Source organism: Ochrobactrum sp. PL_is501, from assembly GCF_055816895.1.
Genome location: NZ_JBVPGR010000036.1, coordinates 283,199 through 308,886 on the forward strand (window position 1 = coordinate 283,199; position 25,688 = coordinate 308,886).

Annotated in this window: 18 protein-coding genes and 1 pseudogene; 7 read left to right on the top strand and 12 right to left on the bottom strand. The window is 55.8% G+C overall.

Annotation, left to right across the window (positions count from 1 at the left end; all coding sequences use genetic code 11):
- Nucleotides 1-33: 33 nt before the first annotated feature.
- Nucleotides 34-1,326, bottom strand: a complete 1,293-nt coding sequence (locus AC0TOF_RS14760) for an O-antigen ligase family protein (RefSeq protein ID WP_473768820.1) — start codon at nucleotides 1,324-1,326, stop codon at nucleotides 34-36.
- Between the two features lies 1 nt (nucleotide 1,327).
- Complete coding sequence (locus AC0TOF_RS14765; protein ID WP_473768821.1) at nucleotides 1,328-2,845, bottom strand: GumC family protein; 1,518 nt, start codon at nucleotides 2,843-2,845, stop codon at nucleotides 1,328-1,330.
- A 335-nt stretch (nucleotides 2,846-3,180) separates the two neighbouring features.
- Here AC0TOF_RS14765 and AC0TOF_RS14770 point away from each other — a divergent pair, with 335 nt between their 5' ends.
- Both AC0TOF_RS14770 and AC0TOF_RS14775 read left to right on the top strand, forming a co-directional pair.
- Complete coding sequence (locus AC0TOF_RS14770) at nucleotides 3,181-4,461, top strand: lipopolysaccharide biosynthesis protein (RefSeq protein ID WP_473768822.1); 1,281 nt, start codon at nucleotides 3,181-3,183, stop codon at nucleotides 4,459-4,461.
- On the top strand, nucleotides 4,462-5,583 hold the full coding sequence (locus AC0TOF_RS14775) for a hypothetical protein (RefSeq protein ID WP_473768823.1): 1,122 nt from the start codon (nucleotides 4,462-4,464) through the stop codon (nucleotides 5,581-5,583). It begins immediately after the preceding gene.
- On the opposite strand, the gene AC0TOF_RS14780 is transcribed toward AC0TOF_RS14775, so the two are convergent.
- Together AC0TOF_RS14780 and AC0TOF_RS14785 are read right to left on the bottom strand one after the other, a co-directional pair.
- Nucleotides 5,577-7,769, bottom strand: coding sequence for a glycoside hydrolase (locus AC0TOF_RS14780; RefSeq protein ID WP_473768824.1), 2,193 nt, complete (start codon nucleotides 7,767-7,769; stop codon nucleotides 5,577-5,579). The two genes, AC0TOF_RS14775 and AC0TOF_RS14780, sit on opposite strands and share 7 nt — an antisense overlap.
- The gene (locus tag AC0TOF_RS14785) at nucleotides 7,769-8,764 is read right to left on the bottom strand and encodes a glycosyltransferase family 2 protein (protein WP_473768825.1); all 996 of its coding nucleotides are present in this window, start codon (nucleotides 8,762-8,764) and stop codon (nucleotides 7,769-7,771) included. The genes AC0TOF_RS14780 and AC0TOF_RS14785 overlap by 1 nt, the downstream gene beginning before the upstream one ends.
- 138 nt (nucleotides 8,765-8,902) lie before the next feature.
- Here AC0TOF_RS14785 and AC0TOF_RS14790 point away from each other — a divergent pair, with 138 nt between their 5' ends.
- Nucleotides 8,903-10,030, top strand: a complete 1,128-nt coding sequence (locus tag AC0TOF_RS14790) for a GNAT family N-acetyltransferase (protein ID WP_473768826.1) — start codon at nucleotides 8,903-8,905, stop codon at nucleotides 10,028-10,030.
- Between the two features lie 369 nt (nucleotides 10,031-10,399).
- On the opposite strand, the gene AC0TOF_RS14795 is transcribed toward AC0TOF_RS14790, so the two are convergent.
- The gene (locus AC0TOF_RS14795) at nucleotides 10,400-10,564 is read right to left on the bottom strand and encodes a hypothetical protein (protein WP_006466025.1); all 165 of its coding nucleotides are present in this window, start codon (nucleotides 10,562-10,564) and stop codon (nucleotides 10,400-10,402) included.
- A 323-nt stretch (nucleotides 10,565-10,887) separates the two neighbouring features.
- Nucleotides 10,888-11,751 carry a transporter substrate-binding domain-containing protein gene (locus tag AC0TOF_RS14800; protein ID WP_473768827.1) on the bottom strand — a complete coding sequence of 288 codons (864 nt, stop codon included), beginning with the start codon at nucleotides 11,749-11,751 and terminating at the stop codon, nucleotides 10,888-10,890.
- 225 nt (nucleotides 11,752-11,976) lie between these two features.
- Here AC0TOF_RS14800 and AC0TOF_RS14805 point away from each other — a divergent pair, with 225 nt between their 5' ends.
- Nucleotides 11,977-13,857 (top strand): glycosyltransferase, encoded by a 1,881-nt coding sequence (locus AC0TOF_RS14805; protein WP_473768828.1) that lies wholly within the window; start codon nucleotides 11,977-11,979, stop codon nucleotides 13,855-13,857.
- On the opposite strand, the gene ppk2 is transcribed toward AC0TOF_RS14805, so the two are convergent.
- Nucleotides 13,800-14,744, bottom strand: coding sequence for a polyphosphate kinase 2 (gene ppk2, locus AC0TOF_RS14810; RefSeq protein WP_473768829.1), 945 nt, complete (start codon nucleotides 14,742-14,744; stop codon nucleotides 13,800-13,802). The genes AC0TOF_RS14805 and ppk2 overlap by 58 nt on opposite strands.
- A 112-nt stretch (nucleotides 14,745-14,856) precedes the next feature.
- Here ppk2 and AC0TOF_RS14815 point away from each other — a divergent pair, with 112 nt between their 5' ends.
- Complete coding sequence (locus AC0TOF_RS14815) at nucleotides 14,857-16,149, top strand: ATP-binding protein (protein ID WP_473768830.1); 1,293 nt, start codon at nucleotides 14,857-14,859, stop codon at nucleotides 16,147-16,149.
- An 8-nt stretch (nucleotides 16,150-16,157) separates the two neighbouring features.
- Here AC0TOF_RS14815 and AC0TOF_RS14820 read toward each other — a convergent pair.
- The 3 genes and pseudogenes from AC0TOF_RS14820 to AC0TOF_RS14830 form a co-directional block, all read right to left on the bottom strand.
- Nucleotides 16,158-16,448: pseudogene (locus AC0TOF_RS14820) on the bottom strand (integrase core domain-containing protein); the annotation flags it as partial.
- Between the two features lie 71 nt (nucleotides 16,449-16,519).
- Complete coding sequence (gene bepE, locus AC0TOF_RS14825) at nucleotides 16,520-19,675, bottom strand: multidrug efflux RND transporter permease subunit BepE (protein ID WP_473768831.1); 3,156 nt, start codon at nucleotides 19,673-19,675, stop codon at nucleotides 16,520-16,522.
- Nucleotides 19,672-20,847 carry an efflux RND transporter periplasmic adaptor subunit gene (locus AC0TOF_RS14830; RefSeq protein ID WP_473768832.1) on the bottom strand — a complete coding sequence of 392 codons (1,176 nt, stop codon included), beginning with the start codon at nucleotides 20,845-20,847 and terminating at the stop codon, nucleotides 19,672-19,674. Before AC0TOF_RS14830 ends, bepE begins: the two co-directional genes overlap by 4 nt.
- 170 nt (nucleotides 20,848-21,017) lie before the next feature.
- Here AC0TOF_RS14830 and AC0TOF_RS14835 point away from each other — a divergent pair, with 170 nt between their 5' ends.
- Together AC0TOF_RS14835 and AC0TOF_RS14840 are read left to right on the top strand one after the other, a co-directional pair.
- Entirely contained in the window at nucleotides 21,018-21,647 is a 630-nt protein-coding gene (locus AC0TOF_RS14835) for a TetR family transcriptional regulator (RefSeq protein ID WP_122000672.1), read from the top strand.
- A 274-nt stretch (nucleotides 21,648-21,921) separates the two neighbouring features.
- Complete coding sequence (locus AC0TOF_RS14840) at nucleotides 21,922-23,667, top strand: long-chain-fatty-acid--CoA ligase (RefSeq protein ID WP_473768833.1); 1,746 nt, start codon at nucleotides 21,922-21,924, stop codon at nucleotides 23,665-23,667.
- A 143-nt stretch (nucleotides 23,668-23,810) separates the two neighbouring features.
- Here the strand turns inward: AC0TOF_RS14840 and AC0TOF_RS14845 are convergent, their stop codons facing one another.
- Complete coding sequence (locus tag AC0TOF_RS14845) at nucleotides 23,811-24,551, bottom strand: HAD family hydrolase (RefSeq protein WP_473768834.1); 741 nt, start codon at nucleotides 24,549-24,551, stop codon at nucleotides 23,811-23,813.
- Complete coding sequence (locus AC0TOF_RS14850) at nucleotides 24,548-25,609, bottom strand: M14 family metallopeptidase (RefSeq protein WP_473768835.1); 1,062 nt, start codon at nucleotides 25,607-25,609, stop codon at nucleotides 24,548-24,550. The genes AC0TOF_RS14845 and AC0TOF_RS14850 overlap by 4 nt, the downstream gene beginning before the upstream one ends.
- Between the last annotated feature and the right edge of the window lie 79 nt (nucleotides 25,610-25,688).

Sequence of the window (25,688 nt, forward strand, 5' to 3'; positions counted from 1 at the left end):
CGGCCTGCAAACGGCGTTTTTTAATTCAGACTCTCAGACAAGCCTTGCCTTAGCCTGCAAACGCAATCCGAAGATGGCAACCATGATACAGAACCAAACTGCCCCACCGTTCTGAAAGAACGTACTTTCCATACAAGACATATATAATCCATAAAGCCAAAGCCGAATGTACAGGAGCGTTAATATAGGATTGTTATCTGTTCTTTCCGCTTCCTTAATATATCGAAGGGGCAGGATCATTATCCAGAAAAGTGTCAAAACCAGACCGATAATACCGGCATTGATCATCATATCGAGAAACGAATTATGCGCATTGAAAGCGGCGACAGCCCAGCTTGCGCCACCGCCGCCTGCATAGACCATTTCAGGCGTCTTCCAAAACGAGTCCAGACCATAGCCGAAAATCGGTTTGGCCGAGATAGCAGAGAATGCAAGTTTCCAGATATCTGACCGATTGGTGAAGCTGGCGTCAACTCCCAAGTTTTGGACAAGCTCGCGCAGTGGATCGAATACAGCGGCCCCGACGGCAATAATATTAAAGGCCGCGATCCCGCCAATCGCGATGAAAACACGCGTCCATTTCAGCCGTACAAACATCTGCGACATCAGGACGATAAACGGCAGCATCGCCGTCGACGTCTTGCCGCCCGTATGCAGAACAAAGACCACACAAAGCGCAACAATCAGCAATCCGGTTTTCGGCAAGCCGGTTTTCCAGACGTAGAGCCCGAAAAAACTCAGCAGAACCAGAGAGGCAGCGGCAGCATTCTTGTGCGGATAGTGACCACGCCATGCACCGGCCAGCATGGGCTCAATGACTTCGGTAGCCTGATGAATGGCACGTTGTGGCAAAAAGATTACGCCGAAATAGGCCAATGCCAGCGTTATCAGTGAGCCGATCGCCAACAACCGCGCCAGCTGGCGTTCAGACTGCGGCAGCAGGAGAAAGATGCTTGCATTTAACGCAGTCAGAACAGACAAAACCACTTTTTTGCCTGCGATCAGGGGATGAGCAGACGGCAAGGCTGTCACGAAAAGCCAGAAGAAAACCAGACCGATCAAAACGCGCGGTTGCAAGACGGCATCGCGCATCGAGCTGCTAAGCGCACAAACCAGAAAGCCGCCCGTGAGAAACAAGGTGACCAACTGATTGAGCGAACTGGATTCAGCGGCTTTAGCCGACACCCCGGTCACGGCGCCAAGATCAGGATAGGGATTCGTCCCGACCCAGATAAACAGGAACATACAAAGAAAAAAAGCGGCCCCAATAGCCGACGAGACCTGTGGCCGGATCCCTTCACGGTAATGTACCGACAGTTCAGCCAAGTCAGACCAGACCCTCACGGTTTCGGCGCCATGCACCAAGATAGCTCAGACCCAGCACAAGAACCACCCCGAGGCCCATTCCGGCAATGCCGCCAGCGGCACCCAGCACCACCGTCTTGGGCGGCCAGCTGCGGCCTATTGGCGGAATTGCCGTCGAAATGATGCGGATATTGGTCGCATCGAGCTGCTGGCGCTGGCTTGTCTCCGACGAGCGGGTCAGGAACGTGTTGTAGATCGAAACTTTCGCGGCCATGTCCCGTTCGAGGTCCGAAAGCTGGACCTGGGCATCATTGTCGAGTGCGACAGCCGAACGTGCGGAAGCTGCCTGTGCATTAAGCGCAGCTACGACCGCATTCGCCTGATCAAGATCGACCTTCGCCGATTGCAGGATACGTGCCCGTTCCTGCATCATCTGCTGTTCCAGACCTGCAAGCTGGCGTTCCGTATTTATAAGTTCCGGGTAACGTGGCCCATAAGTCATGGCGAGAGCGTCGTAACGCTGTTTCAGCGACGCATATTGGCCGCGCAGGTTCGTCATCGTGGGCGACTGCAATGTGCTTGCCGGACTGACGGCGCTGCCGGTGTCCCTGGTCAATTCCTCGTAGCGCGTGCTTGCGTCAGCAACTCGCGCCTTGGCATCGACCAGCTTGGAGTTGATCTGCGTCATCGACTGGGTGCTGACGAGTTCCCCTCCTGCCGTCTGCAGACCATGCGCCCTGCGAAACGCCGCGACTTTCTCTTCCGCTTCCGTCGCGGCCTTCTGCAAGGTGGCCAGACGTTCGGACAGGGCGGTGGCGGCCCGCCCAGCTCCGTCGGCATCCGCTTGGGCAACTTCTTCCTGAAAGGCATTCGCGAGGGAATCGGCAACCCTTACCGATTTTTCCGGACTGTCCGTCCAAACCGCAATCGTAACCAGATAGGAACGCTCGGGCCGCGTAACGTTGATGCGTTGCGACAGCGCGCGCACTGCGGTCAGCGTATCGTCTTTCGGGCCTGCCGGTTTGCTGAGGCCAAGCATTGCTCGAAGATCGAAAGCTGGCGGCGGAGGAACAAACTCGGCATCGTCGTTCAGTTTCAAATCCGTCACGACCCGCCGGAGCACATTGCCGGAAGTCAGGATGCGCATCTTGCTTTCGATGTCGAGAATCTGACTATCCGCCTGCAAACTTTGGGCATAGACATCGTTCGGCAGCAATTGAAGACCGGAGGGCGGCACCAGCAAATCCGTGTAGGCGGTATATCGCGGCTTTGCCGCCATGCCATAGGCAAGCCCGGCCAGCCCGCCTATGACGGCGAGCAAAGCTATCGAAATCCACCTTGCACGCAGCCAGGCGAGCGCCTGGAAAAGATCGACTTCAGGCAGCATCAATCCTTTGCTTGCGGGCGCGACCGTTTCCTCTTCTCGGACGACATATGTTTGGTGCCTGACTGCGCGCGGCCGGTTATCGGCAGACACCAGCTCTTCACTGGCAGTCTCCGTTATCCGTGCTTTGGAAGCGAGATCGCGCAAGGTATACATTAGTTACCCCTAAAATTCAGTCAGAAGCGCAAACTTGGCGCTACTGTTTCCTTAGACTTAAAGATTAAAAAATTCGGTTAATGAAAGGCAATCACACTTGAGAGTGTCGCTAAAATGCAAATGGCGGTCAATTACTCCTTCGGTTTCTGAAAAATTTTCGTCGGCATGCTTGGCACCTGGAGTTTTTCGGGATTAAGAGAAAATGGAACATATGTCTCGCCACCCCAAATACGCGAAACGATCCGATTCCCTACTTGCCTGTCTCTTGAAATTCCGAGCGTCATTCTCCCAAAAGCACGCCTGGCAGGAGCGCCCCGAAAATTCGGTATGAAATATTGAAACGCCATTGGTCGACATTCCTGTCCTACGCAGCTTCCAGCGGGAGCCTTTTTGCAGCAAATATCGCACAGCTTTTTACATTTGCCATTCTGGCGCGGTATCTCGGTTCGCATGAATTCGGTTTGTTTGTGACGGTGATGGCCGTTACCAGCATCGCCACCTTCATCTGCGGCCTGGGCGGAACAGAATGCCTCGTGCGCCGGGTAGCACAAGATCGGGCGATCTATCCGGCAATGCTGGGGCACAATCTCATTCTTATCGGAATAACCGGTGTTGTCCTCGTTGCTGCCGGCATGCTGATATTACCGTTCTGGTTGAGCGGCTCTCCGGAGTTTACGGGAAATCTGGTCGGGCTTTTCCTGCTGCTTGTCACCAATATCGTTCTGGTGCGCCTTATCCTGCTCGTTGAGCAGATCTATATCGCGCATACCGATTTCGTGTCCGCCAATCTTTCCGTTGTCGGGTTTGCCATCGCCCGCACCATCGCGGCAGCGATTGCCTGTCTTCTGTTCGGCGTCTCCACCGTTGTCGGATGGGCCTACTGGCAATTTGCAGTCCATGTCCTGGTCGCAGTCGTCTATGGCTTGTTCCTGCGCAGGCTCGGGCGGCCGCAATATACAATCGTCCGCGATGAACTTCGGCTCGGCGTGATGTTCGCGTCGCAGTTCATTTTCAGGGCAGTGCGCCAGAATGCCGACCTTCTGCTTCTCGGCACGTTGATGCCGCCCAGCATCGTCGGCAGCTATGGCGTCACCCGCCGTATCATCGACAGCAGTACCTTGACTATCGAGGCGATGAATCGCCTTATCTATCCTCATCTGGCGCGTGCGAGCGCAAACGGCATCCATCATGCCCTGCCGATCACTATGCGCCTGCTTGGCGCCGCATTTGCCATCGGCATATTAACGTCGCTGGCCGTGTTTATCATTGCACCCTACCTGCCATATCTGTTTGGCAGCGAGTATGACACGCTGGTTTCCTTCTGTCGCACGCTTTGCTGGGTCACCGTGTTTGTTGCCCTGTGGTCGATTGCGGTCGATCTTCTGGGTGCTTCCAGCCAGCACAGCTATCGCACAGCTGTCCTCAACACAGGCAACATTCTCGGCGCCCCGCTGCTGGCGCTGGCAACGTGGTACGCGCCCGTCACGGGAACTTTCGCGGCCATTTACGCAATTGAAATCAGTATTGTGCTGGCATCATGGGGATGCGTTGTCTACCTTGTTCGCCGGAGTCGTGACGCAGAAGCGAAGAAAGCGGTTTCAACAGTGGGGGCTTAGATGGCGGACATCTCGATCTCGGCAAACGACGTCAAGTCGCAGCGCGTTCGCGCGATGAAGACTGATGATATCCCCGCTATTCGCGCGCTCTTCCAGCAAGTTTTTCGTCCACATTCAAAATCGTGCCACGAGACTTTCGATCCGTATTTTCAAAAGTTCTTTTTTGAAAACCCTTATTACGACCCGGCGATTGGCAGCGTGGTCCATGAAAACGAGCACGGTGAGATCGATAGCGCCATCTCGGTCCTGCCTATCCCCTACAGGGTCAACGGCCAATCGATCATGGGGCGATTGCTTTGCGCTTTCATGATGAAGCCGGAAATGTCGCCACGCGGCGCCGCCGAATTGACACTCACCTTGCGTCCGAGCGAGAAAATCCTCAACTTCACCGACAGCGCCGCCCCCGTGAGCCTCAAGCACTCCGAAGCGATCGGCGGGATAACACTCGGCACACACGGGCTCGGATGGACACGTGTATTCCGAGCGGCCAGCTATGTGGCCAATTACGTTGCCGAACGGCGTCCAGTTCTCGGCGGATGGGCAACCAGTTTAGTGGGCAGAATGCTCAACCCCCTCTTTCCAATTCCCGCGATCAAGAAAACAGCCAAATCCCGGGCAGATGTGAGGGAAATTGCGCAAGAAGAAGCCATATCTCTCGTTCCCGGTTACCTGCAAAGCTATTTGGCGCATCCAGCCTGGACAGAAAGCGACGTCAACTGGCTCTTCCGGATGGCTTCAGACAATCATGCTGCCGGTGCCTTGCGGTTCTGCGCGATCAACGACCGCACCGGCAGCCCGGGCGGCTTCTTTTGTTACTATACGCGCCCCAATGGCATCGCAGAAGTTCTGAACATCATCACAAAAGCGGGAATGGAAAAACATGCCGTCGATGCGATGCTGATCCACCTGCAGGATGAAGGGCATATCGCGGCACAAGGAAGGGTTGATCCGCGTTATCTCAATGCGCTTTCGCAGCAGTCGATCATGTTCTTTCGCCTGAAAGCCAATGTCTGCGTTGCGACGGCAAACGTGGAAATGCTGAACGCAATTCAGCGCGGTGATATCTTTATTGGCGGTCTTGCGGGTGAAAGCTGGAGCAGGTTGTCGACCGATTTCTATTGAACGGCGAGCGTCCTTTCCAAAAGAAAGAAAGTAGTCGGCCCCGCCTTGCCTGCACCATTATCCAACTGGAATGCAATCGGGCCAGACCCGGCGGCTATTTTTTCGTGAACCTTGCCGTCAAGGCCAACAGGCGACAGTGCCCATGAAACCGTGTTTCCTGCCAGATTCACATCCACGCGATTGCGCAGCAAAGTAACCGGCAGACGCCCCCAATCCTCAATAACCTTCTGCGCCTTATCACGGAAACGCATATCGGAATTGCGCGCATCGCTGGCGAAAATTACAAGCAGCTTTTCGCTGTCCTTCAGCCCTTTTCCATCAATTGCCGAAACTGCAAACAGCCCCCTCGCCTCCGCATTGCCGAGGGACAGTTCCTTCAAGGTCACGTGATCTCTCAGCTCGGCAAAGGCAATGGCCTCGGTCTGAGGCGTAACAACCTGCATGCGCTGTTTGTTGCGGTCGAGCATGACCTGGCCTGTGACGCTTTCAAACAAGCCTTGCGACGGATCGGTGGCGTTATCGTGCGGCAACAGTTTTGCCGCTTTCAAGCGCCGCAATACATTGTCGAGCGATACACTCCGATAGTCGACCGCAACCGATTTTTGCAGGCCCCGCGGCCAAGCCAGCCCTTTCGCTGCAAGACCTATTCCACCGACAAGCGCCAATGGCTTCAGTCGCGCCGGTTCCCGGAACTCGAGCGATTCACCAAGACTCGCTTCGCCCTGCATCAGAAACGGTACATTGAAAGGTGCCGTTTCGACGTCGCCCCTGCGAAACAGCAGCGACGCCAGTGTTTCGCCGGCACGAGCAACGGGATCCGCAGCGAAAGTATAGGGTACGATGCGTTGGCGGAACGGAGCCGCCTCATTGAAAGCCAGCGTCAGCGGCCCTTGACCATGGCGGCAAATACCATCCCAGCCCTGCAAGGCGGCATAGGTTGGCATCACTATTCCAGCTTCGTAGCGATAACGGTTCCAGAACAGGTGCTCGTATTCTGTCGCGAGGAAAGGCCGCCCGAGCCAACGTCCGGCAGCGATTTCACCGACATAGGACGCGGCGTCGGCAATCGAACTGGTGTCTTTGATTTCGGTACCCGGATCAAGCGTTCCGATCCAGTCATGATAGGTATTGGCAACGACCGCTTGCTGGTTCTGTCGCGAAAGAGCCGTTTGCACCGTGAACCAGTTGTTATAGGGAGCGACGAGGCCGCGATAACCAAGATCGCGCAGCGCCTGCTCCAGACGCCGGGTCAACAAACGCTCTCTCTCAACGAGAAAAGCCTGAAAATCCCGGAGCCGTCCGCCACCTCCGCTCCGTCTTTCCGGCAAACGGATGGTTTGCTGCTCCAGATTTTCGCCGGATGCCAAGCCGCCCCAGGCTCGTGACACGGCACGGGTATCCGCATATCGCTTTTTCAGAAATGCATTGAATGCCGAACGATAGCCGGTCCAGAATGTTGTCCCGTCACCGGGCTCGTGCACAAAGCTCGTAAACTCGATGCCATTTTCGTTGAACGGAATGATCAGCGCCAGCGCAGGGTCTTGCAAAGGTGCAAGTCCCGTATAGGGATTGACCGTGGCATAGACTTCTTTCTGAAAACGCAGCCAGTGATCGAATGCCGCATCATCGACATAAATTCGGCGTTTCAGATTGCCGTCCGGCCCCCATCGATCGTTGTCCTTGCCGCCAAAAGCGCCGCTTTCGGAAGTAAGCCCGTCGATAATCCAGTAGATACCTTCGCGCTTGAGCGCCGCCATCAGATAGCGCATCCGGTCAAGGGCCTCAGGGCGGAAATCAAAATCACGCGCCTGCCCGAGCATCAGGTCGGCATCGACGAAGTGAAACCGGGCTATATTGTAACCGTGCAGGCGGAGCTGCCGTACATATCGATCAATAAAAGCGTGATCCACCGCCCGCGACGACGGCGGCCCCCAGGCAATGGACGCACATTGCAACCGCAGCGCCTCGCCCGGCTTGTCAGCATGCGCGAAATGCCCGTCGGCATTTGCGATCAGGCGATTTTTCTCTTCGATGGGCGCGTTGACCAGAAATCCCGAAAAATCGAGAGGACTCCCGGCAGAGATTTCGAGATTGTTTTCTTTGACCGGAAGCCATTCTTCGGCACCGGCACCGGACATTGCGAGGCCAATCAACAAGGCGGATAAGGCCAGTCGCCGCATGTCCATCAGGGTTCCCTTATAACCTTGCTCTCAATCCATTCGGTCGGTTTGCGGCGCGGCTGAAAAAAGCCGAGGGGCAGTGCTGCTGCATGAAATATCCAGGCAACCACCGCGTAGACACCAAGTTCGATACTACGCGTTCGGACACACATTGCCACGAACGGAACCGCGACAATGATGCCAGCCACAACAATTGCGGGAAACCATCCCGGCACAAGAAACAGGGCAGCTATGACGGCCAGCCACCACAGATAAACCGCGCCCCAGAGCCGTAATTCCGGCAGTTCGCGAAACAGGTTTTTTTGATGCGGTTGCCCCATCGCAGCACGCAACACTTCACCGGTGCCGCGCAGGTATTTGCTTTTCCAGCGACGGACCAGAAGTTTGTAGGCGTTCATCGTATAGCCAAAATGCTGCACGAACGGCCGGTCCAGACGATGGAGTTTCCATCCATGGCTGCGCAGGCGAACACCGGCATCAAACTCTTCGTGACCGTGCAGATTGCGATCGGAAAAATAACCGGCCTGCTCAATGGCGCTGCGCCTGTAAAGCCCGCCGCCGTTCATGCGGTCGATATCGCCTGTCCGTGCTTCAGGCGAATGACGTTTTGAACGGCGCTGAAATTCCAGGCTTTCCAAAATCTGGTCCACGACATGGCCGGTCACGCCGCCGACGTCGGGGTGGCTGTCGAGATAAGCAAGGGCGGCGGCAAGAAAATCCGGCTCAATTATCATGTCGCCATCGATCAGGCAGATGAATGGCTGTGTCGAATATTGAAAACCAAGCTGTGGACCAAGGCCGCAACTGGCCTGCGCGGGTGGCTCGATCTGCACGATCCTGATCGGATATGCCCGCGCGATTTCGATGGTGCGGTCGGTCGATCCACTGTCCGCTACGATGACTTCGACTTTTCCGCCGGGCAAAGCCTTCAGGGCGCTCTCGATGGCCGCGGCGATGCGCGCTTCCTCGTTCAAAGTCTTGATGATGATCGAAACAGACATCGTTGTCCTATTTGCGAGAAAGCACGTTCGAAGCAGCACACCAGCCAGGCTGGCATTTCATAGTTTTCTTTGGTTTCAAATCTACTAAACCTTTCAACTACAAAATGAGATTCGACGCGGAGACCGTGAAAGACATTTATGATGACCGTTGATTTTGACATTCGAGTTTATAAAAACACGGAACAGTTATCCAGTGACTGGCCGGATGCCGATGACAAGACCGGTAGCGCATTTTTTGTTTTTCAGTCCAAATCCTTTATCCGGGCATGGGAAGCGAGCTACGGACAGAAATCCGGAACCGAGCTATGCCTGACCGAAGTCCGTCAGACGAACGGAACCCCGCTTCTCTTTCTGCCTCTCTCTATCACCCCCGGCTACGGTTCCCGCGTCCTTTCATTTATCGATGACGGTGTTAGCGATTACAACGGGCCCATTATATTTCCAGCGGCAGCGCAACTTTCGCGGGACGCTGCCGTTCGCATACTTGAAGCTGTCATTGCAACGGTTCCCTCTCATGACGTGATCGCGCTTTGCAAAATGTCAGAGCAGGTCGAAGGCATCGCAAACCCTTTGTGGCAGTTGACAAATCTTTCCTCCGAAGCGTCAACCCATGCAATTTCCTTGACCCGTCCAATGGAAGAGATCGAGCAGTCCATACAGGGCATAAGGAACATCAAGAAGCGGGACCGGGCACTTCAGAAACTGGACGGTTTCCGTTTTTACGTAGCCCAAACGGAAACCCAGCGGCAGTCTCTTCTCGAAACGATGCTACGCCAGAAACAGCGTCGTTTCGAGGAAACAATGGTTCCGGGCTTCGATGCCCATCCTGAAAAGCGACGGTTCTTTGAAGAGGCGACCGAACAGCTTGCGCGACGCGATGCTCTTCATTTTTCGGCACTTGCTGTGGATGAGACGATATTGGCTACGATGTGGAGCGTCGTGCGCAATGGCCATTACTGCGCAATGATTACGACTTTTGAAGACTGTGAATGGAGCAGATACTCGCCCGGCAAGGTGATAATTCTGCATCTTTTGCACATGCTCAAAGCGGACGGCTACCAGTGTTTCGATCTGGGCTTTGGCGATGAACCATGGAAGCAAGGCTTGCGTGACCGGACCGTTCCTATGCGTGACTATATCAGAGCGGTCACTCTTCGCGGGCGTATATCGCTCACTCTCAATCGGTCGCTGGAACGGATACGCGCCACGGCGCTTTATCAGAAGTTACGTCCTTTGAAATGGCAATTGCTGCGAAAGCTTCGATAGAGCATTTCCGAACCAAAAATGTGAAACGCCCACGCGGGGAAATCAGTCCCCGGACTGATTTCTAATCCCGCTTTGATGCATTCGGAAATGCGAAAAAACAAATAGATAGAGCGGTTCCAGCGATTCCGTTAAAACAGGAACCGCTCTTGTTGTTTGGTCCCAGCATGTGATGGTTTGTTTTTCGTTTGAAGATTTCGGGTTTTGTGTTGCTGGATGGCGATGTTCGATGCCATTTGCCGAGGAGACCGCACCGAAGATATGACCGACAAAACCGTTTCAGCCCGTTTGCCGTGCTAGACGAACTGAACACCGTTATCCGTGAGAACGGTATGGATTTTGTATGGCACTGTTTTGACTGGGACCAAACACCTAGAAAAGCGATGCGATACTTTGAACGATTGCCCAGCCCAGGAATGTCGCCGGCACGCTGAGTGCAGCGAGCATGATGCCGAGAAACACATAAGCGGCTTCATTCGGCGAGCGTTTTGTTTGCTCCGGAGTCTTGTGCCATTGAGCAGGTACGCCATCGAACATTATATATATCCTCCTTCTCCCTCGCTTTGATTATTGATCGAAGGCGGAATTGTTCAAGTCAAAATAAATGGATGTATTTATTGTGTATTTTATGCTAAAAGCGGCGCAACTTAGCCTGACTTGTCTGCGCTGATGCCGGAGGAAAGGCTCGTTTCCCGCTTTATTTGCTTGATAAAAAACAATTTTACTTTTTTACTGTAAGTATCGATATATCGGAAATTTCAAAAATATCTGAAAACTCGTTTAGTGGCGGCCTTTTCCTGCGTCAAAATGGCACGCGATGGGGCGGACGGATTCAACTGTCCGCCGGCCGGATATCCGGATCAGTAAAAGCTGTTCGGAAAATAGCGCAGGTAAAGCTCTGTCAGCGTGCCCTTCTGCTGCAAGGCTTGAAGGGCATTGTTGAAGGCGTTCACGAGAGGCGCATTTTGCTGTGCTACGGCGATGGAGAGGCCGCTGCCAAGAAATTGCGGCGCAAGATAAGGGCCACCTGCAAAAGTGCAGCACGCATGACCTTCGGGACCGTTCAGCCACAATGAAAGCGCCATGCCGTCGTGAAACACGGCGCTGATCTTGCCGCCCTTGAGGTCGGCGAGCATGAGGGAAGCATCGGCGTAAGGTTTCGCGGCTGCCTCGGGAAAATAGCTTTTCAGCAACTGCTCATGCGCTGTGCCGGCAACGACGCCAACCTCCTTGCCCTTGATGGCTGTCGCCGGATCGCCGTTGAAGACGTCAGCGTTGGTCGTCGCAAATCGTGCAGGCAGACGCATATAGGACCGCGTGAAGGCAAATTGTTCGCGGTTTGCATCGGTCGGTTTCCAACCGGCGATGATGGCTTCTGCCTGTCCGCTGAGCAATCGTTCCTCCAGCTCATCCCATGGCACGGCTTCGATCTGGCATATGTCGTCTACGCCCAATTGACGGCAAAGCGCCTTGGCAAGATCGACATTATAACCGGAAAGCTGTCCCCGGTCGCTCAGCATGTTGAATGGAGGGAAGTCGACTGTGGTGATGAGCCTCAACCGGCTGAGCGTTTGCAGTGACGGCGAGGGCAGCCGCTCCTTCTGGTTAATGAACGAGGGAGCCAGCGGCTTGGTGTCGGAAGCCTCTGCGCCGGAAGCTTCTGCGCCATGAATGCCACATGCGAATGTCAGCGCGATCAGCAGTCTGGAAGGGCGGCGTTTCATGACTGGCTTTTGGCCTCTTTTCTATAATTTCGCGTTAATTGAACAATCGGGTGGTGCGCATATTCACCCAAGGTTCCATGAAAATAAAGGTTGCAAATATCTCAGGGCATATTACTTTCCGATTGTAATTTTACCGAAATAATTAACTAATTAAGTATTCGGTAAAATTAGTATATACGCAAATTCATAAAATATAACATAAATATTCAGTAGTGCGGGGGTACTATGAGTAGTGTATCGACTGCGTTCGATCTGGAGATATGCAGCGCCATATCAGCCAGATTGGAGCAATGGGGTGTGTCTAGAGATGCGTTGTTGGGGGCCTATGGCGCGGCTGCTCACCATGGAACATCTTTCTGTGTGGAACTGGTTCAGAGAGGGGACGTCGCAGAATCGGTCATTTATGCAGCTATCGCTGATATTCTGGGAGTGGAGTTCACAAACGAAGCTATGCCGTCCCGCATTTTCGTGTCTGGCGAAGAGAAGCCATCGGCTTTCGTCGACGTCGGGCAGGTCATGGTTCTGGGAGCAGATGGGGGCAGTCATCTCTATATAGCTCCGTCGGAAAATCGCATCAGGGCGCTGCGGGATTATATTCTTGCAGCACCGCATTTGAAGAACCGGATACGTATCTGCACGCCGCCACTTCTCAAGCAGATCATGCGGCAACGGCATCAGAAGGATCTGATCGCCCGGGCCTATGAGATGACGCCGCAGTCACTTTCCGCTGCCCGGGTTCTGGATACGCCGCAGGCATTCGTCATCGCCATGTCGATCTACGCTTTCTTCGCCTGCATGTTCAACTGGCCGGGAACCACGCTTCTTGTGCTCCATGTAGCGCTGTCTATATTCTTCTTCGGTTGCGTGATGATCCGCTTGTTCGCAGCTGTCTCCGGACAGCGGTTGAAGTTTCTCGAAATCAAGAAATGCCGGCCACGCGACTTGCCGACTTATTCCGTCCTTGTTCCGCTGTATCGCGAGCAGGATGTGGTTGGCCAGCTTGTCACGAGCTTGAAGCGGCTGAACTGGCCCGCCAGCAAACTCGATATTAAGCTGGTCTGCGAGAAGGATGATTTCGATACAGTATCGGCGATACGTCGTGAGCGGCTCCCGTCCAATTTCGAACTGGTTCTCGTGCCGTCCGGAGGTCCGAAGACAAAACCGAAGGCCTTGAATTACGCCTTGCAATTCGCGCGGGGCGAGATTGTTGCCGTTTTCGACGCCGAGGACCGTCCGCATCCTGATCAGTTACTTGAGGCCTGGCAGACTTTTCAGGCTGAAGGCGACGAATTGGCCTGTGTCCAGGCGCCGCTGATAATCGGAAACTTTCGCCATAATTTGCTGACGCGCATGTTCGCGTTCGAATATGCTGCGCTTTTCCGCGGGCTGCTGCCATGGCTTGCTTCTCAAGGCCTTGTCATTCCGCTCGGGGGAACTTCCAATCATTTTCGGCGATCCTGTTTGGAAGAGGTTGGCGGCTGGGATGCCTACAACGTCACGGAAGATGCCGATCTTGGCGTGAGGCTCGCGCGGTTCGGCTATCGCATCGGCGTCATTACGCGGGGAACGATCGAAGATGCGCCGGTAAATTATGATGTATGGCGCAAGCAGCGGACACGCTGGCTCAAGGGCTGGATGCAGACATGGCTCGTCCACGGGCGCCAGCCGCGTGACACATGGCGCGAGCTTGGCTGGTTCAGATTTACCGTCAATCAGATTTACTCTTTGGGTATAATCAGTTCTGCACTTCTGCATCCTCTGATGCTCGTCATGTTCGCTCTCCTGCTGATCAGCATGCTGTTCGAGCCCCTGACGACACACGGTCTGTGGCTGTTGGGGATCGATGTGACGAACATCCTGCTGGCCTATCTGAGCTTCTATCTTCTGGGTGCAAGGACGATGGAGCCAACGGAGCTTGGAGGCTATGCCTACCTGTTCTCGATCCCGGTATATTGGGTGTTGATCTCGATCTCGGCCTGGCGTGCCTTGTGGCAACTGGTGCGTGTGCCTCATCTGTGGGAAAAGACGCCGCACCAGCCAAGCCTGTTTTATATCTCGGCAAATGACGAGGTGAGAAATGTGGAGCCGCGTCCGATGATCGATTGATCCTCGGCGCCGATTGCCTGAAGGTCTCTTCCTTCATAAGGCAGGGTCAAAAGGATGCGCCGGATTGCAGCCAGTCTGGCGCGCCTTTTGTCATTCGACCGGATGATCGTCCAGGGCGCGTAACCTGTATCGGTCCTTTCAAGCATGGTGTGCAATGCGTCGGAATAATCGTTCCAGCGGGATATGCCTGCCACGTCCATAGGCGAAAACTTCCAGTTCTTGAGTAGGCTGTGGCGGCGCTCGTGAAAACGCTTGAGCTGCATTTCCTGGCCGATATCAAGCCAGAATTTGAAGAGATGAATGCCATCCGTAACAATCATGCGCTCGAAATCGGGTGTTTCGGTCAGGAACGTTTCAAGCTGCGCCGGCGTGCAGAAACCCATGACGCGTTCCACACCGGCCCGGTTGTACCATGAGCGATCAAATGTGACGAACTCGCCAGCCGTTGGAAAATGCGCGACATAGCGCTGGAAGTACCATTGCCCCTGTTCGGTTTCGGTAGGCTTCGGCAACGCCACATTGCGCGCGGTTCTGGGGTTCATGAACTCGCGGATCGTAAAGATGGTGCCGCCCTTGCCGGCAGCGTCGCGGCCTTCGAACACGCTGATGACGCGCCCGCCCGTATCCTGAAGCCAATATTGAAGCTTGACGAGTTCGATCTGAAGCCGCTCCAGCGTTTCTTCATATTCATCCGACTTCATTTTGGACGGATAGGGATACCCGCCTGACCGCAACGCATTGTCATCGATCCATTTCGGCAGCTTCGGGTCATTGATGTCAAACGAGCGCGCCACTCCGTCAATTTTCAGCTTGATTGGCTTGTCGCCCGATTTTGCTTCGTCTTTTTTGTCTTTCTTTTTGTTAGCTGTCTTCGAACTGTCACCCACGGCAATTCCCTTTCGTTTATATCAAAGCATGATATGGGCTGTTTGGAAGCCGCGTAAAGGTGTTCCAGCATTTCCGGATAAAGTCGATGCCACAACCGCAGAAGGAAACAGCATGAGCGAGGCAGGCAACCGCACCGATCCAGAACCAGAAGCCGCGACGTCGATTTTCGAGCCGCTTCTGCGGGTCAAGGGCGTTGTGATCGCCAGCATTGTCCTTGCGGTTTGTGTGCTGGCACTGGATCTCCCGTTCTGGTTTCGCGCTGGCCTGCTGGCCCTTGTTGTTCTTGGCGCCGTGTGGCTTGCGAGCGAAGTTGCGGGCAGCGAACCGGACGAAATTCCAGTGAAAAGCATAGCGCCCAACGAAATGGCAGGCGTGTCCGGCGAGCGTCTGGCCGAACTTCTTACCGATCCTATGATCGTCTTTGATCATAGTGGCACGGTGTTATTCATCAATTCGGCGGCTCTTGAAGCCTTCCAGTCACTGGAAACCGGAACAGCACTTTATCTGCGGTTCAGGGCGCCCGAAATGCACGCCCTTATTCAAGGGGTTATCGCTGACGGCGAAGCGCGAAGCATAGAATATTTCGAGCGTGTCCCGATTGATCGCTGGTTCAAGGCCATGGTCAAGGCCTTGCCCGGCAAGGATGGCAGGCCGGAACTTTTTGTCCTGCTTTTTCGGGATCAGAGTGAAACGCGCCGCATCGATCGCATGCGTTCGGATTTCATCGCCAATGCAAGCCATGAGTTGCGCACGCCTCTGGCATCGCTCCGCGGCTTCATCGAAACGTTGCAAGGCCCCGCCCGAAACGATGCGGCTGCCCGCGATCGCTTTCTGGATATCATGCAGAAACAGGCCGAACGCATGTCGCGCCTGATTGATGATCTCTTGTCCCTGTCGCGACTTGAGATGCGGGCGCATCTGGCGGTCAGTGAATGCGTGGACATGACTTCCATTCTCAATCATGTCGCCGACACGCTCACTCCGTTGGCGGCGGGCCTCGACATCAATATCGAGCGAGTACTGCCGGATCATCCCGTGATGGTCACCGGCGCGCGTGACGAGCTTATCCAGGTGTTCCAGAATCTGGTCGAGAATGCCTGCAAATACGGACAGGCAGGCAAGCGGGTGATTGTCAAACTGGATGAAGACGATAGCGGCAGTTCTCCGGAGGTTGTCGCATCGGTTCAGGATTTTGGTCCAGGCATCGCTGCTGAGCATTTGCCCCGCCTCACGGAACGCTTCTATCGGATCAACGTGGAAACCAGCCGGGCGCAAAAGGGCACAGGTCTTGGCCTTGCCATCGTCAAACATATTCTCGCGCGCCATCGCGGACGCCTGGTCGTTCGCTCGCAGTTGGGCGAAGGGTCGACATTCACGGTGCGGTTGCCGAAGCGGGCAGCATGAATTCTAATGTTTGGTCCCAGCATATGTTGGTTTGTTTTTCGGTTGAAGATTTCGGGTTTTGTGTGGCTGAGTTGCTGGATGGCCTCGAGCGGCGTTTTGAAGCGCAACGCTTTGAGTTGTTTGGCGTAATTATATGCCAACAACCAATCCCGGACATGACGGCGTAGATCGGTGATGGAGGCATAGTGGAAGGATCGAATGGTGGCGTCCTTGATCGTCCGCACCATCCGCTCAGCCTGTCCATTGGTCCAGGGATGATAGCGCCTGGGCAGACGAGAGATGCCATGCCGTTGCAAGCAGCGATGCACGCTTGAGCGTGACACAAAAGCCCCGCCTTTCGACGGGGCTTTTGTTTGCAGTTTGAAGCGGGCTAGATCTGACTATCAGCCTGCCCGCTTGGGCTGGTCGTTTCGTTCACATCCTCATCCTCCGGCCTTTTCGGAGGCTTGCGTGCTATCAGGCTATAGAACATCGGAATGAAGAAGGTCGCGATGAACGTTGCTGCCAACATGCCGCCGATAACGCCTGTACCGATCGAGTGACGGCTTGCCGAACCGGCACCCGTGCTGATGGCCAGCGGCACCACGCCGAGAATGAAGGCCAGCGACGTCATCACGATCGGACGGAAGCGCAAGCGGGCCGCCGACGCTGCCGCCTCAATGGCGGATTTGCCGGTCTCTCGCTCAAGCACCGCGAATTCCACGATCAGAATCGCGTTCTTGGCCGCCAGACCTATGAGTGTCACCAGACCGATCTGGAAATACACGTCATTGGTCAATCCGCGCAGATCGGTCGCCAGCAATGCGCCGAAGATTGCAAACGGCACTGCCGTGATGACGGCGAGCGGCAGGCTCCAGCGTTCATATTGCGCGGCAAGGATCAGGAACACCATCACCAGGCCGAAGATCATGGCCTGCGTGCCTGTGCCGCTGGTCGTCACTTCCTGATAGGCCGAGCCGGTCCATGCGATCTGGTAGCCTTGCGGGAGAACTTCCGCAGCCACTTCCTGCATTGCCTTGATCGCATCGCCGGAAGTGAAGCCCGGCGCCGGATTGCCAGTGACCTTGGCCGCGTTGAAGGCGTTGAAGCGTTCAAGCTGATCGGGACCGACAATACGCTTGACGGTCACAAGGGCATCAAGCGGGATCATGCTGCCGGAGTTGGCCCGCACGAAGACATGCTTGAGGTCGCTCGGATCGCGGCGGAATTCGGCTTCCGACTGGAGGTTGACCTGATAGTTGCGGCCAAACAGCGTGAAGTCGTTGACGTAGAGACTGCCGAACGTCGCCTGCATCGCGGTGAACACAGAGTTGATCGGCACACCCATGGCCTTCGCTTTCTCGCGATCAAGCTGGATGTCGTATTGCGGGACATTCGGATCGAACGTGGTACGCACGCCCTGCAATTCCGGTCTCTTGGCCGCAGCGTCGGTAATGAGCTTGGTGGCCCGCGTCAGCGAATCCACACCGCCGCCCGTACGGTCCTGAACATAGAGCTCAAAGCCGCCGGTGGTGCTGAGGCCCATGATGGGCGGCGGGTTGAACGCCAGAACAAGACCGTCCTTGATGCCCGCATTCATCCCCATGATGGCACCGGGCAGATTGCGCGCGTCGGTTTCCGGCGTCGTGCGTTCCTTCCAGTCCTTGAGCATGATGAACATCGTGCCCGCACTGGTTTTCAGGCCGCCCGACAGAAGGTCGAAACCAGATACCGCGAAGACGCTTTCCACCGCCGGGCTTTTCCGGATGTTCTCACTCGCCTGATCGAGAACCGCCGTCGTGCGCTCCAGAGAGGCCGCAGGAGGAAGCACGGCAACGCTGAACAGGAAGCCCTGATCTTCATCCGGCAACAGCGATCCCGGCACCCTTTCAAAAAGATAGTAGGTAGCGCCCAGAAGGCCCGCAAAAATGATCAGGCCGATGGCAGCACGCTTCAAAAAGAAGCGAACGCCGCTGGAGTAACCATCTGTCACCCGCTCGAAGAAGCGGTTGAAGATGCGGAACGGCAGCATCGGCTCATGGTGCCCCGGCTTCAGGATAAGCGCGCAAAGTGCCGGTGTCAGTGTCAGAGCCACGAGGCCCGACAGCGTCACCGAAATCGCGATGGTCACAGCGAACTGCTTATACATTTCGCCAACCAGACCGCCCATGAAGGCGACCGGAATGAACACCGCACACAGCACCAGAACAATCGCAACCACCGGCCCCGTCACTTCGCCCATGGCCTTGATGGCAGCCTTGCGCGGCGACAGTTTTTCGGTCGTCATGATACGTTCGACGTTTTCCAGAACCACGATAGCGTCGTCGACCACGATGCCGATTGCCAGCACCAGACCGAAGAGCGTCAGGAGGTTGATGGAGAAGCCCAGCACATACATGCCCGCGAAAGTACCAATGATCGAGATCGGCACAGCGATGATGGGGATAAGCGTCGCGCGCCAGTTCTGCAGGAAGATGAACACCACCAGCACGACGAGAATGATCGCCTCGATGAAAGTGTGAACCACTTCCTCAATGGAAACCTTGATGAACTTGGTCGTATCGAACGGGATCGAATAGTCGATACCCGCCGGGAAGCTTGCCTTCAGCTCATCCATACGGTTCTGGATAAGCTCCATCGTGTTGAGCGCGTTGGCGCCCGGCTGCAGATAGATTGCAATCGGGACAGCGGACGTGCCGTTCAGATTACTGTCGACGAGATAGCTTTCCGTACCGAGTTCGACACGCGCAACGTCCTTGAGACGGAGCGTTGCCGCATTGGGGCTCGAACGGAGGATAATGTTCTCGAATGCCGCAGCATCCGGCAGGCGTCCCTGCGTGGTCGCCGTATAGGTGAACGGCCCGGCTTGCGGGTCCGGCTGGTCGCCGAAGCGGCCTGCGGCGAACTGCGCATTCTGCTCCTGGATAGCCGTCGAGACATCGCTCGGTGTCAGATTATACTGCGCCAGCTTGTCCGGACGCAGCCAGATACGCATCGAATAATCGATATTGCCGAGCAGCTGCACATCGCCAACGCCCTGCAAGCGCTTGAGGTCATCGACCACGTTCAGGAGCGCATAGTTACCCACATAGGTGCGGTCATAGCGATCGCTGTCGGAGAACATGGCGACCATGCCGAGGATCGTGGTGGACCGCTTGTCCACGGTGACGCCAAGGCGCTGAACTTCCTGCGGAAGCGACGACGTCGCACGCTGCACGCGGTTGTTGACGTTGATCGTGGCCTGATCCGGGTCGGTGCCCAGAGCAAAGGTCACGGTCAACTGCATCGTGCCGCTGCCGAGGCTCGAGGACTGCATATAAAGCATGTTCTCGACGCCGTTGATCTGCTGTTCCAACGGCGCGGCAACGGTCTGCGCCACCGTTTCAGCGCTCGCACCGGGATAGGTCGCGCTGACGACAACCTGCGGCGGCGTCAGTTCGGGGTACTGGGCAATCGGCAAAATCCGGATACAGATCAGGCCGGCCAGCACGAGCACAATGGAGATGACCGCCGCAAAAACGGGGCGGTCGACGAAAAATCTGTTCATTGCTTGCCTGCCGCCTGTTCTTTGCCTGCTTCAGTCGCTGCCTCGACCGGGTTCACGGGCTTGCCGGGAGCAGCCTTGATAAGCCCTTCGGCGATGACCCGATCACCAGCATTGAGACCTTCGGACACCAGCCACGCATCGCTCAGTTCACGCGCAACCGTGATCGGCCGAACTTCGACAACATTGTCCTTGTTGACCACATAAACGAACTGCGTTTGCGGCCCCTGAAGCAATGCAGCCTTCGGGATCGTGATGGCGTTCTTGACCTGAATGCCAAGGATCACAGCGCGGACGAACTGGCCGGGGATCAGGCGGCGATTGGGGTTCTCAACGACCGCGCGGGCGCCAAGCGTGCCCGTTTCCGTATCGAGCGACGACGAGGTGAAGTCGATCGTTCCTTCATGGTCATAAGCCTGCCCGTCACCGAACACGACCTTGATCTTGAGGCGATCGGCATCTTCTCCGGTGGCGCCGCGTTCAGCGCGCAGACGGTCGATTTCGGCTGCTTCCGTGTCCGTAAACGAGAAGTTCACGTAGACCGGATCAAGCTGGGTGATCGAGGTCAGGAGACTGGAGGCTGCATCGGTGCCGATGAGGCTGCCCTCATTGACCTGCTCAAGGCTGGTGATGCCGCTGATCGGTGCGGTCACCTTGGTATAGCTCAGATTGAGTTCGGCGGTGCGCAACTGCGCCTTGGCTGCCGCAACCGACGCCTTGTTCAGGTCGCGCGTCGCGAAAGCGGAATCACGAACGGCGGTGCTCTGCACTTTCTGCTGCACCAGCTGCTCAGCGCGTTCAGCGTCACGGATGGATTGCTGATACTGCGCTTCGGCCTGTGCTACCTGCGCCTGAGCTTTTTCAAGCTCCGCCTGGTAAGGGGCGGGATCGATCTCGAACAGCACGTCGCCAGCCTTGACTTCCGTGCCTTCGGTGAAGTTGCGGTGAAGCAATATTCCGCCCACACGCGCGCGCACCTGAACATCGCGATAGGCGCTGATACGTGCCGCATATTCATAGGTGACCGGCACATCATGCGGCTCGATCACGGTAACGGAAACCTGCGGCGGTGGCGGCGTCGCGCCTCCGGGCGCTTGCGCCAGAACGGGCTGACCCGCAAAGACGAGAAAAGCGGCCCCTGCCGCATAAAGCCGAATGGAACGGTTCAATTTCATGGTGGGAGTGCCCTTGCTGTCGCGCGGTGCTGCCAATTTAACATACACGAGTGTTTGTAAATACGAACTACCGTGTTATAGTCAATCATCTAATGTTTCAGATCACGAATGAGTTACCCGGATTTGAGTGGCTAACTGAGCCTCCAGCCTGCGATTACCCGAGAGAAGCCATGCGAAGAACGAAAGCCGAGGCTGCCGAAACCCGGGAGGCCATATTGCTGGCCGCCGAACAGGTTTTCCTCGAACGCGGTGTCAACCAATCTACACTTATGGAAATCGCCTGTCATGCAGGAGTGACCCGGGGTGCGATTTATTTTCATTTCCGCGACAAGGTCGAAATTCTTCGCACGATCATAGGCAGCGTCCGTTTCCCGCAAGAAGAAATCATGCTGCAGGCGGCAGCCGTCAATCACCCCAATCCAATGCATGTCCTGGAGCAATCGAGCATCCAGGCGTTGCAGCTGTTTTCGCAAGATACGCGTCAGCAGAATATCTTCATTATCATCAACCAGCGCTGCGAATTCGTCGGCGAAATGGCCCCGCTTGAAGAGCGCGTCAGGGAAGCGCGCGCCAATGTCCTCTCCTTGTTCGCAGGATTGCTCGACGTGGCCGCAAGACGCGGCGAGCTTTCAAAGGAATGGACCGCGGACACCGCAGCCCCGATCCTGCTTTCCATGCTGAGCGGTCTTCTCAACGAATGGTTGCGAGGCGACAGGAATTATGATCTTGTGACTTATGGTGGGAGAGCAATCTCAACACTCGTTCGATCCCTGAGGAATCAGGCATTCGAAGCTGATTGAATATTTTTGCCAGATATAATTGCGATATGTTTTATCTGCCGAGGAGGCAATTTTTTCCAACAGAGAATTTCAACCAATTGTGAATGTCAAACTTCAAAATTGGGAGAGACGCTCGACTCTTTTATAATTTACGCTTACGTCAATGTAACTCTTGCGAAGAAATCAAAACTCGACCACATTTATCAACGAGGGAGCCATCCGGGGGGCGGATGGCTTGGGAGACGGCGGGCGCACAGGCGGCCCAATATAGGACGGAGCAATCCGGGGAGAAGAAATGGCAAAAAAAACGACTGGGCAAAGTGCATCCGCGGCTGAAGCCATGACCGCAGGATCGGCAGCCAAAGGCGCCTCGGCGCAGGAAAAGATCTGGTACAAGACTTATCCGGCCGGCACGCCTCACGAAATCGATCTGAGCAAGATGACCTCGATCGGCGACATGATTTCGGCATCTTGCAAGCAATTTGCTTCCAACAGTGCTTTCACCTGTATGGGCAAGGATCTCACCTACAGCGAACTTGACGAACACTCGCGGGCGCTCGCAGCGTTTCTCCAATCGCGCGGCCTCGTCAAAGGTGATCGTGTTGCGGTGATGATGCCAAACATCCTGCATTATCCGATTGCCTTTACCGCTATTTTGCGGGCCGGTTTTGTAGTTGTGAACGTCAATCCGCTTTATACGCCGCGCGAGCTGGAACATCAGCTGAGCGATTCCGGGGCCAAAGCAGTGATTGTTCTGGAAAACTTCGCGTCGACGGTGGAAAAGACCCTGAACACCGTCAACGTCCCCAATATCATCGTGGCCTCGATGGGCGACATGCACGGTTTAAAGGGCCACATCATCAATCTCGTCGTGCGCCGCGTGAAGAAAATGGTGCCGGCGTGGAACATTCCGGGGCATATCCGCTTCAGGGATGCGTTGGCACAAGGCCGCGCCCAGTCCTTCAATCCCATTCCGGTACAAGGTTCCGACCTCGCCTTCCTGCAATATACAGGCGGCACGACAGGCGTCTCGAAGGGTGCGATGCTTACCCATAGCAATATTCTTGCGAATGTTGAGCAGATGAATGTCTGGATGGATGTTGCGTTCCGCAAGAAGGGCAGGCCGAAGGCGCTGAATTTCGTATGCGCCCTGCCACTTTATCACATTTTCGCGCTGACCGTGAATGCGATGGTCGGCATCAAGCTTGGCGCCCGAAACATTCTCATTCCAAATCCACGCGATATTCCCGGCTTTGTAAAAGAGCTGAAAAAATATCCGTTCCACATTTTCCCCGGCCTCAACACCCTGTTCAACGGCCTCATGAACAATCCCGATTTCCAGACGCTGGATTTCAAGCCCCTCATCCTGACCCTTGGCGGCGGCATGGCTGTTCAGCGCCCCGTTGCCGAACGCTGGCAGAAGATGACCGGTTGCCACATCACGGAAGGCTATGGCCTTTCAGAAACCTCGCCCGTTGCCTGCGCCAATGCGCTCGATGCAACCGAGTTCTCGGGAACCATCGGCTTGCCCATGCCATCGACCGACGTCGCAATCCGTGATGATGACGGAACAGACCTCGCGCTCGGAGAAGTCGGCGAAATCTGTGTGCGCGGACCGCAGGTGATGGCGGGATACTGGAACCGTCCTGATGAAACCAAACGTTCGATCATGCCCGACGGTTTCTTCCGCACCGGCGACATGGGCTTCATGGATGAACGAGGCTATACCAAGATCGTCGATCGCAAGAAGGACATGATCCTTGTTTCCGGCTTCAATGTTTATCCGAACGAGATCGAGGAAGTAGCCGCTGGCCATCCGGGGATCGTGGAATCGGCTGCCATTGGCATACCGAACGAACATTCGGGCGAGGTCGTGAAACTGTTCGTCGTGCGCAGCGACCTCAACCTGACCGCAGATGACGTCAAAGCCTATTGCGCTGAACGTCTCACCAACTACAAGCGCCCGCGCGAGGTCGAGTTCCGCGAAAGCCTGCCGAAAAGCAATGTCGGCAAGATACTGCGCCGCGAACTGCGCGACTAGGGCATCGGCCCGAAAATCGGAATCGATTTTCGAAAAGCACGATGGCTCAATAGGTTAGAGCGAACGCATGGCGCTCCAAGAGCATTCATCAAGAGGTGACTGCGGCCGGATAACTTATCCGGCCGCAGTCGTTTCAAAGTGTTTCATGCAGAGGTTAGGGTCAGTAGCTCAGGCAATCCGGCAACGCTATCCAGCACCACATCCGCATGGGGCTCGAGTGCTTCGCGTGGGCTGTTGCCCGACAGGACGCCGACCGCCAGCCCTGCCCCGGCTGCATGTGCCGTTTCCAGATCGTGCAGATTGTCGCCGACCATGGCGATCTCGTGCGGCGAAAGCCCCAGCTTTTCTGCAAAATAGAGCAGCGGATCGGGGTGAGGTTTTGGACGTGCCGCCGTGTTATAGCCGATCACGACGTCGAAAAGCCCGTCAATGCCCAGCGCCTTGGCCGTCGCGTGTGCTCCGGCTTCGGAATCGTTGGTGGCAATTCCCAGACGAAACCCCATCGTTCGAAGGGTTTCGAGCGTTTCGCGCACAGCCTCGATAGCAACCGCAGACCGCGCGCCCTCGGTGACGCAATAGGCGTCATATTCCTCTATCCGCTCGCGCAATTGCGCATCGCCAAGATCGGGGTGCCAAAGCGAAACGATGTCCTCGACAGTACCTGCGGCGATAACGGAATTGGCGCGGAACCGCTCGCTCATCCAGTCATAGCCGCCGGCATCGAGCAGGGCGCGCGCCCTCGCCTCGTCGCCTTCCGCCGAGCGTTGCGCCAGTTGCCACGAAATCGAAAACCACGTGCGGTCGAAATCGATCAGCGTGCCGTCCTTGTCGAACAGGACGGCACGGATCGATTTGAGGCTATCTGCGGAAAGCCTGCCGCTCATGCTTCCAGCGCACCAGCGCGCTTTTTGACGGCGGAAGGTTTTGCCCCAAGCAGCTTGAGCAGATCGTCGCCACGGCGCACATAACGCAGCGAGCGACGGGTCAGGACAAGGCCATCCTGAGGGGCGGTCAGCGTGATGTCGCCTTCCGGCTCGCCCGGGCGCGTTACAACGGTTACCAGCGCCGCGCCTGCCTTGACCTCATCGCCGGGCGCTGCATGATACAGCACCATGCCGCCTTCCGGTGCGCGGATCATCTCCACATGCGACAACGGGGTTACGCGCCCCTTATATTCGGTCTCAAGCTTCACGTTGTCGTCGCGGACAACACCGCGGTGCACGAGGAATTTATACAGCCCCTCCGCATCGCCCTTGCCCATATCCGCATAAACATCGGTCAATCCGCGGAACTCCACCGTCGTCACGGCGCGGCGCTTCATGTTGCGTTTGTCGGCAGGCAATTTCAGGACCGGATGCGCGCAAGCTTCTTCAAACGCCGCATCCGCCGTGGTGTCCCATGCGAGGATTGCCGTGGAATTGAGCGCGATGGCGAGATCCTTCATGTCCTCGGCAAATTCCCCGGCGATATAGACATAGTTGTCGCTCTCGTCGTCACAATGGAGGTCGAGCACGATCTCGTGCGGCAGGGCCAGCTTCAGAAGCGTCGCCTTGAGGCGTTGTGCCAGGGCGACCGGCGCATCGGGTTCGGCGAGCCCGGATGTGTCGAAGTCCGGCAGAAGCGGAAACGCACGGTTGAAATTGGTCATCGAGAAGGTCTCGAAACGGCCAAGGTGCTGATAAGCCTGCCACTGGTTCGAGCCGATGGGATTTGCCTGCGGAACAACCGTGATATTGCCAAGAACGCGCCCTTCTTCGGCAGCTTTCTTCAGCATGGGAACCAGGAAATGAAGAGCCGCCTGCCCCGGAAGCTCGCCCCCGTGAAGCGAGGACTGAAGATAGGCGCCGGGGGCATCCTTGTCGTTGCCTTCAAAGCGCAGAACGCGCAACTCGATGGCATTTCCCGGTACATCGCCGGCAAATTTTATAATCTCGGTTTTCATTTCATGTCCCATTCTATTCCTCATGAAGAGAGCCGGATTACAAACCCGGCTCTCTTTCATTTCTAATTGTGCAGAGAAT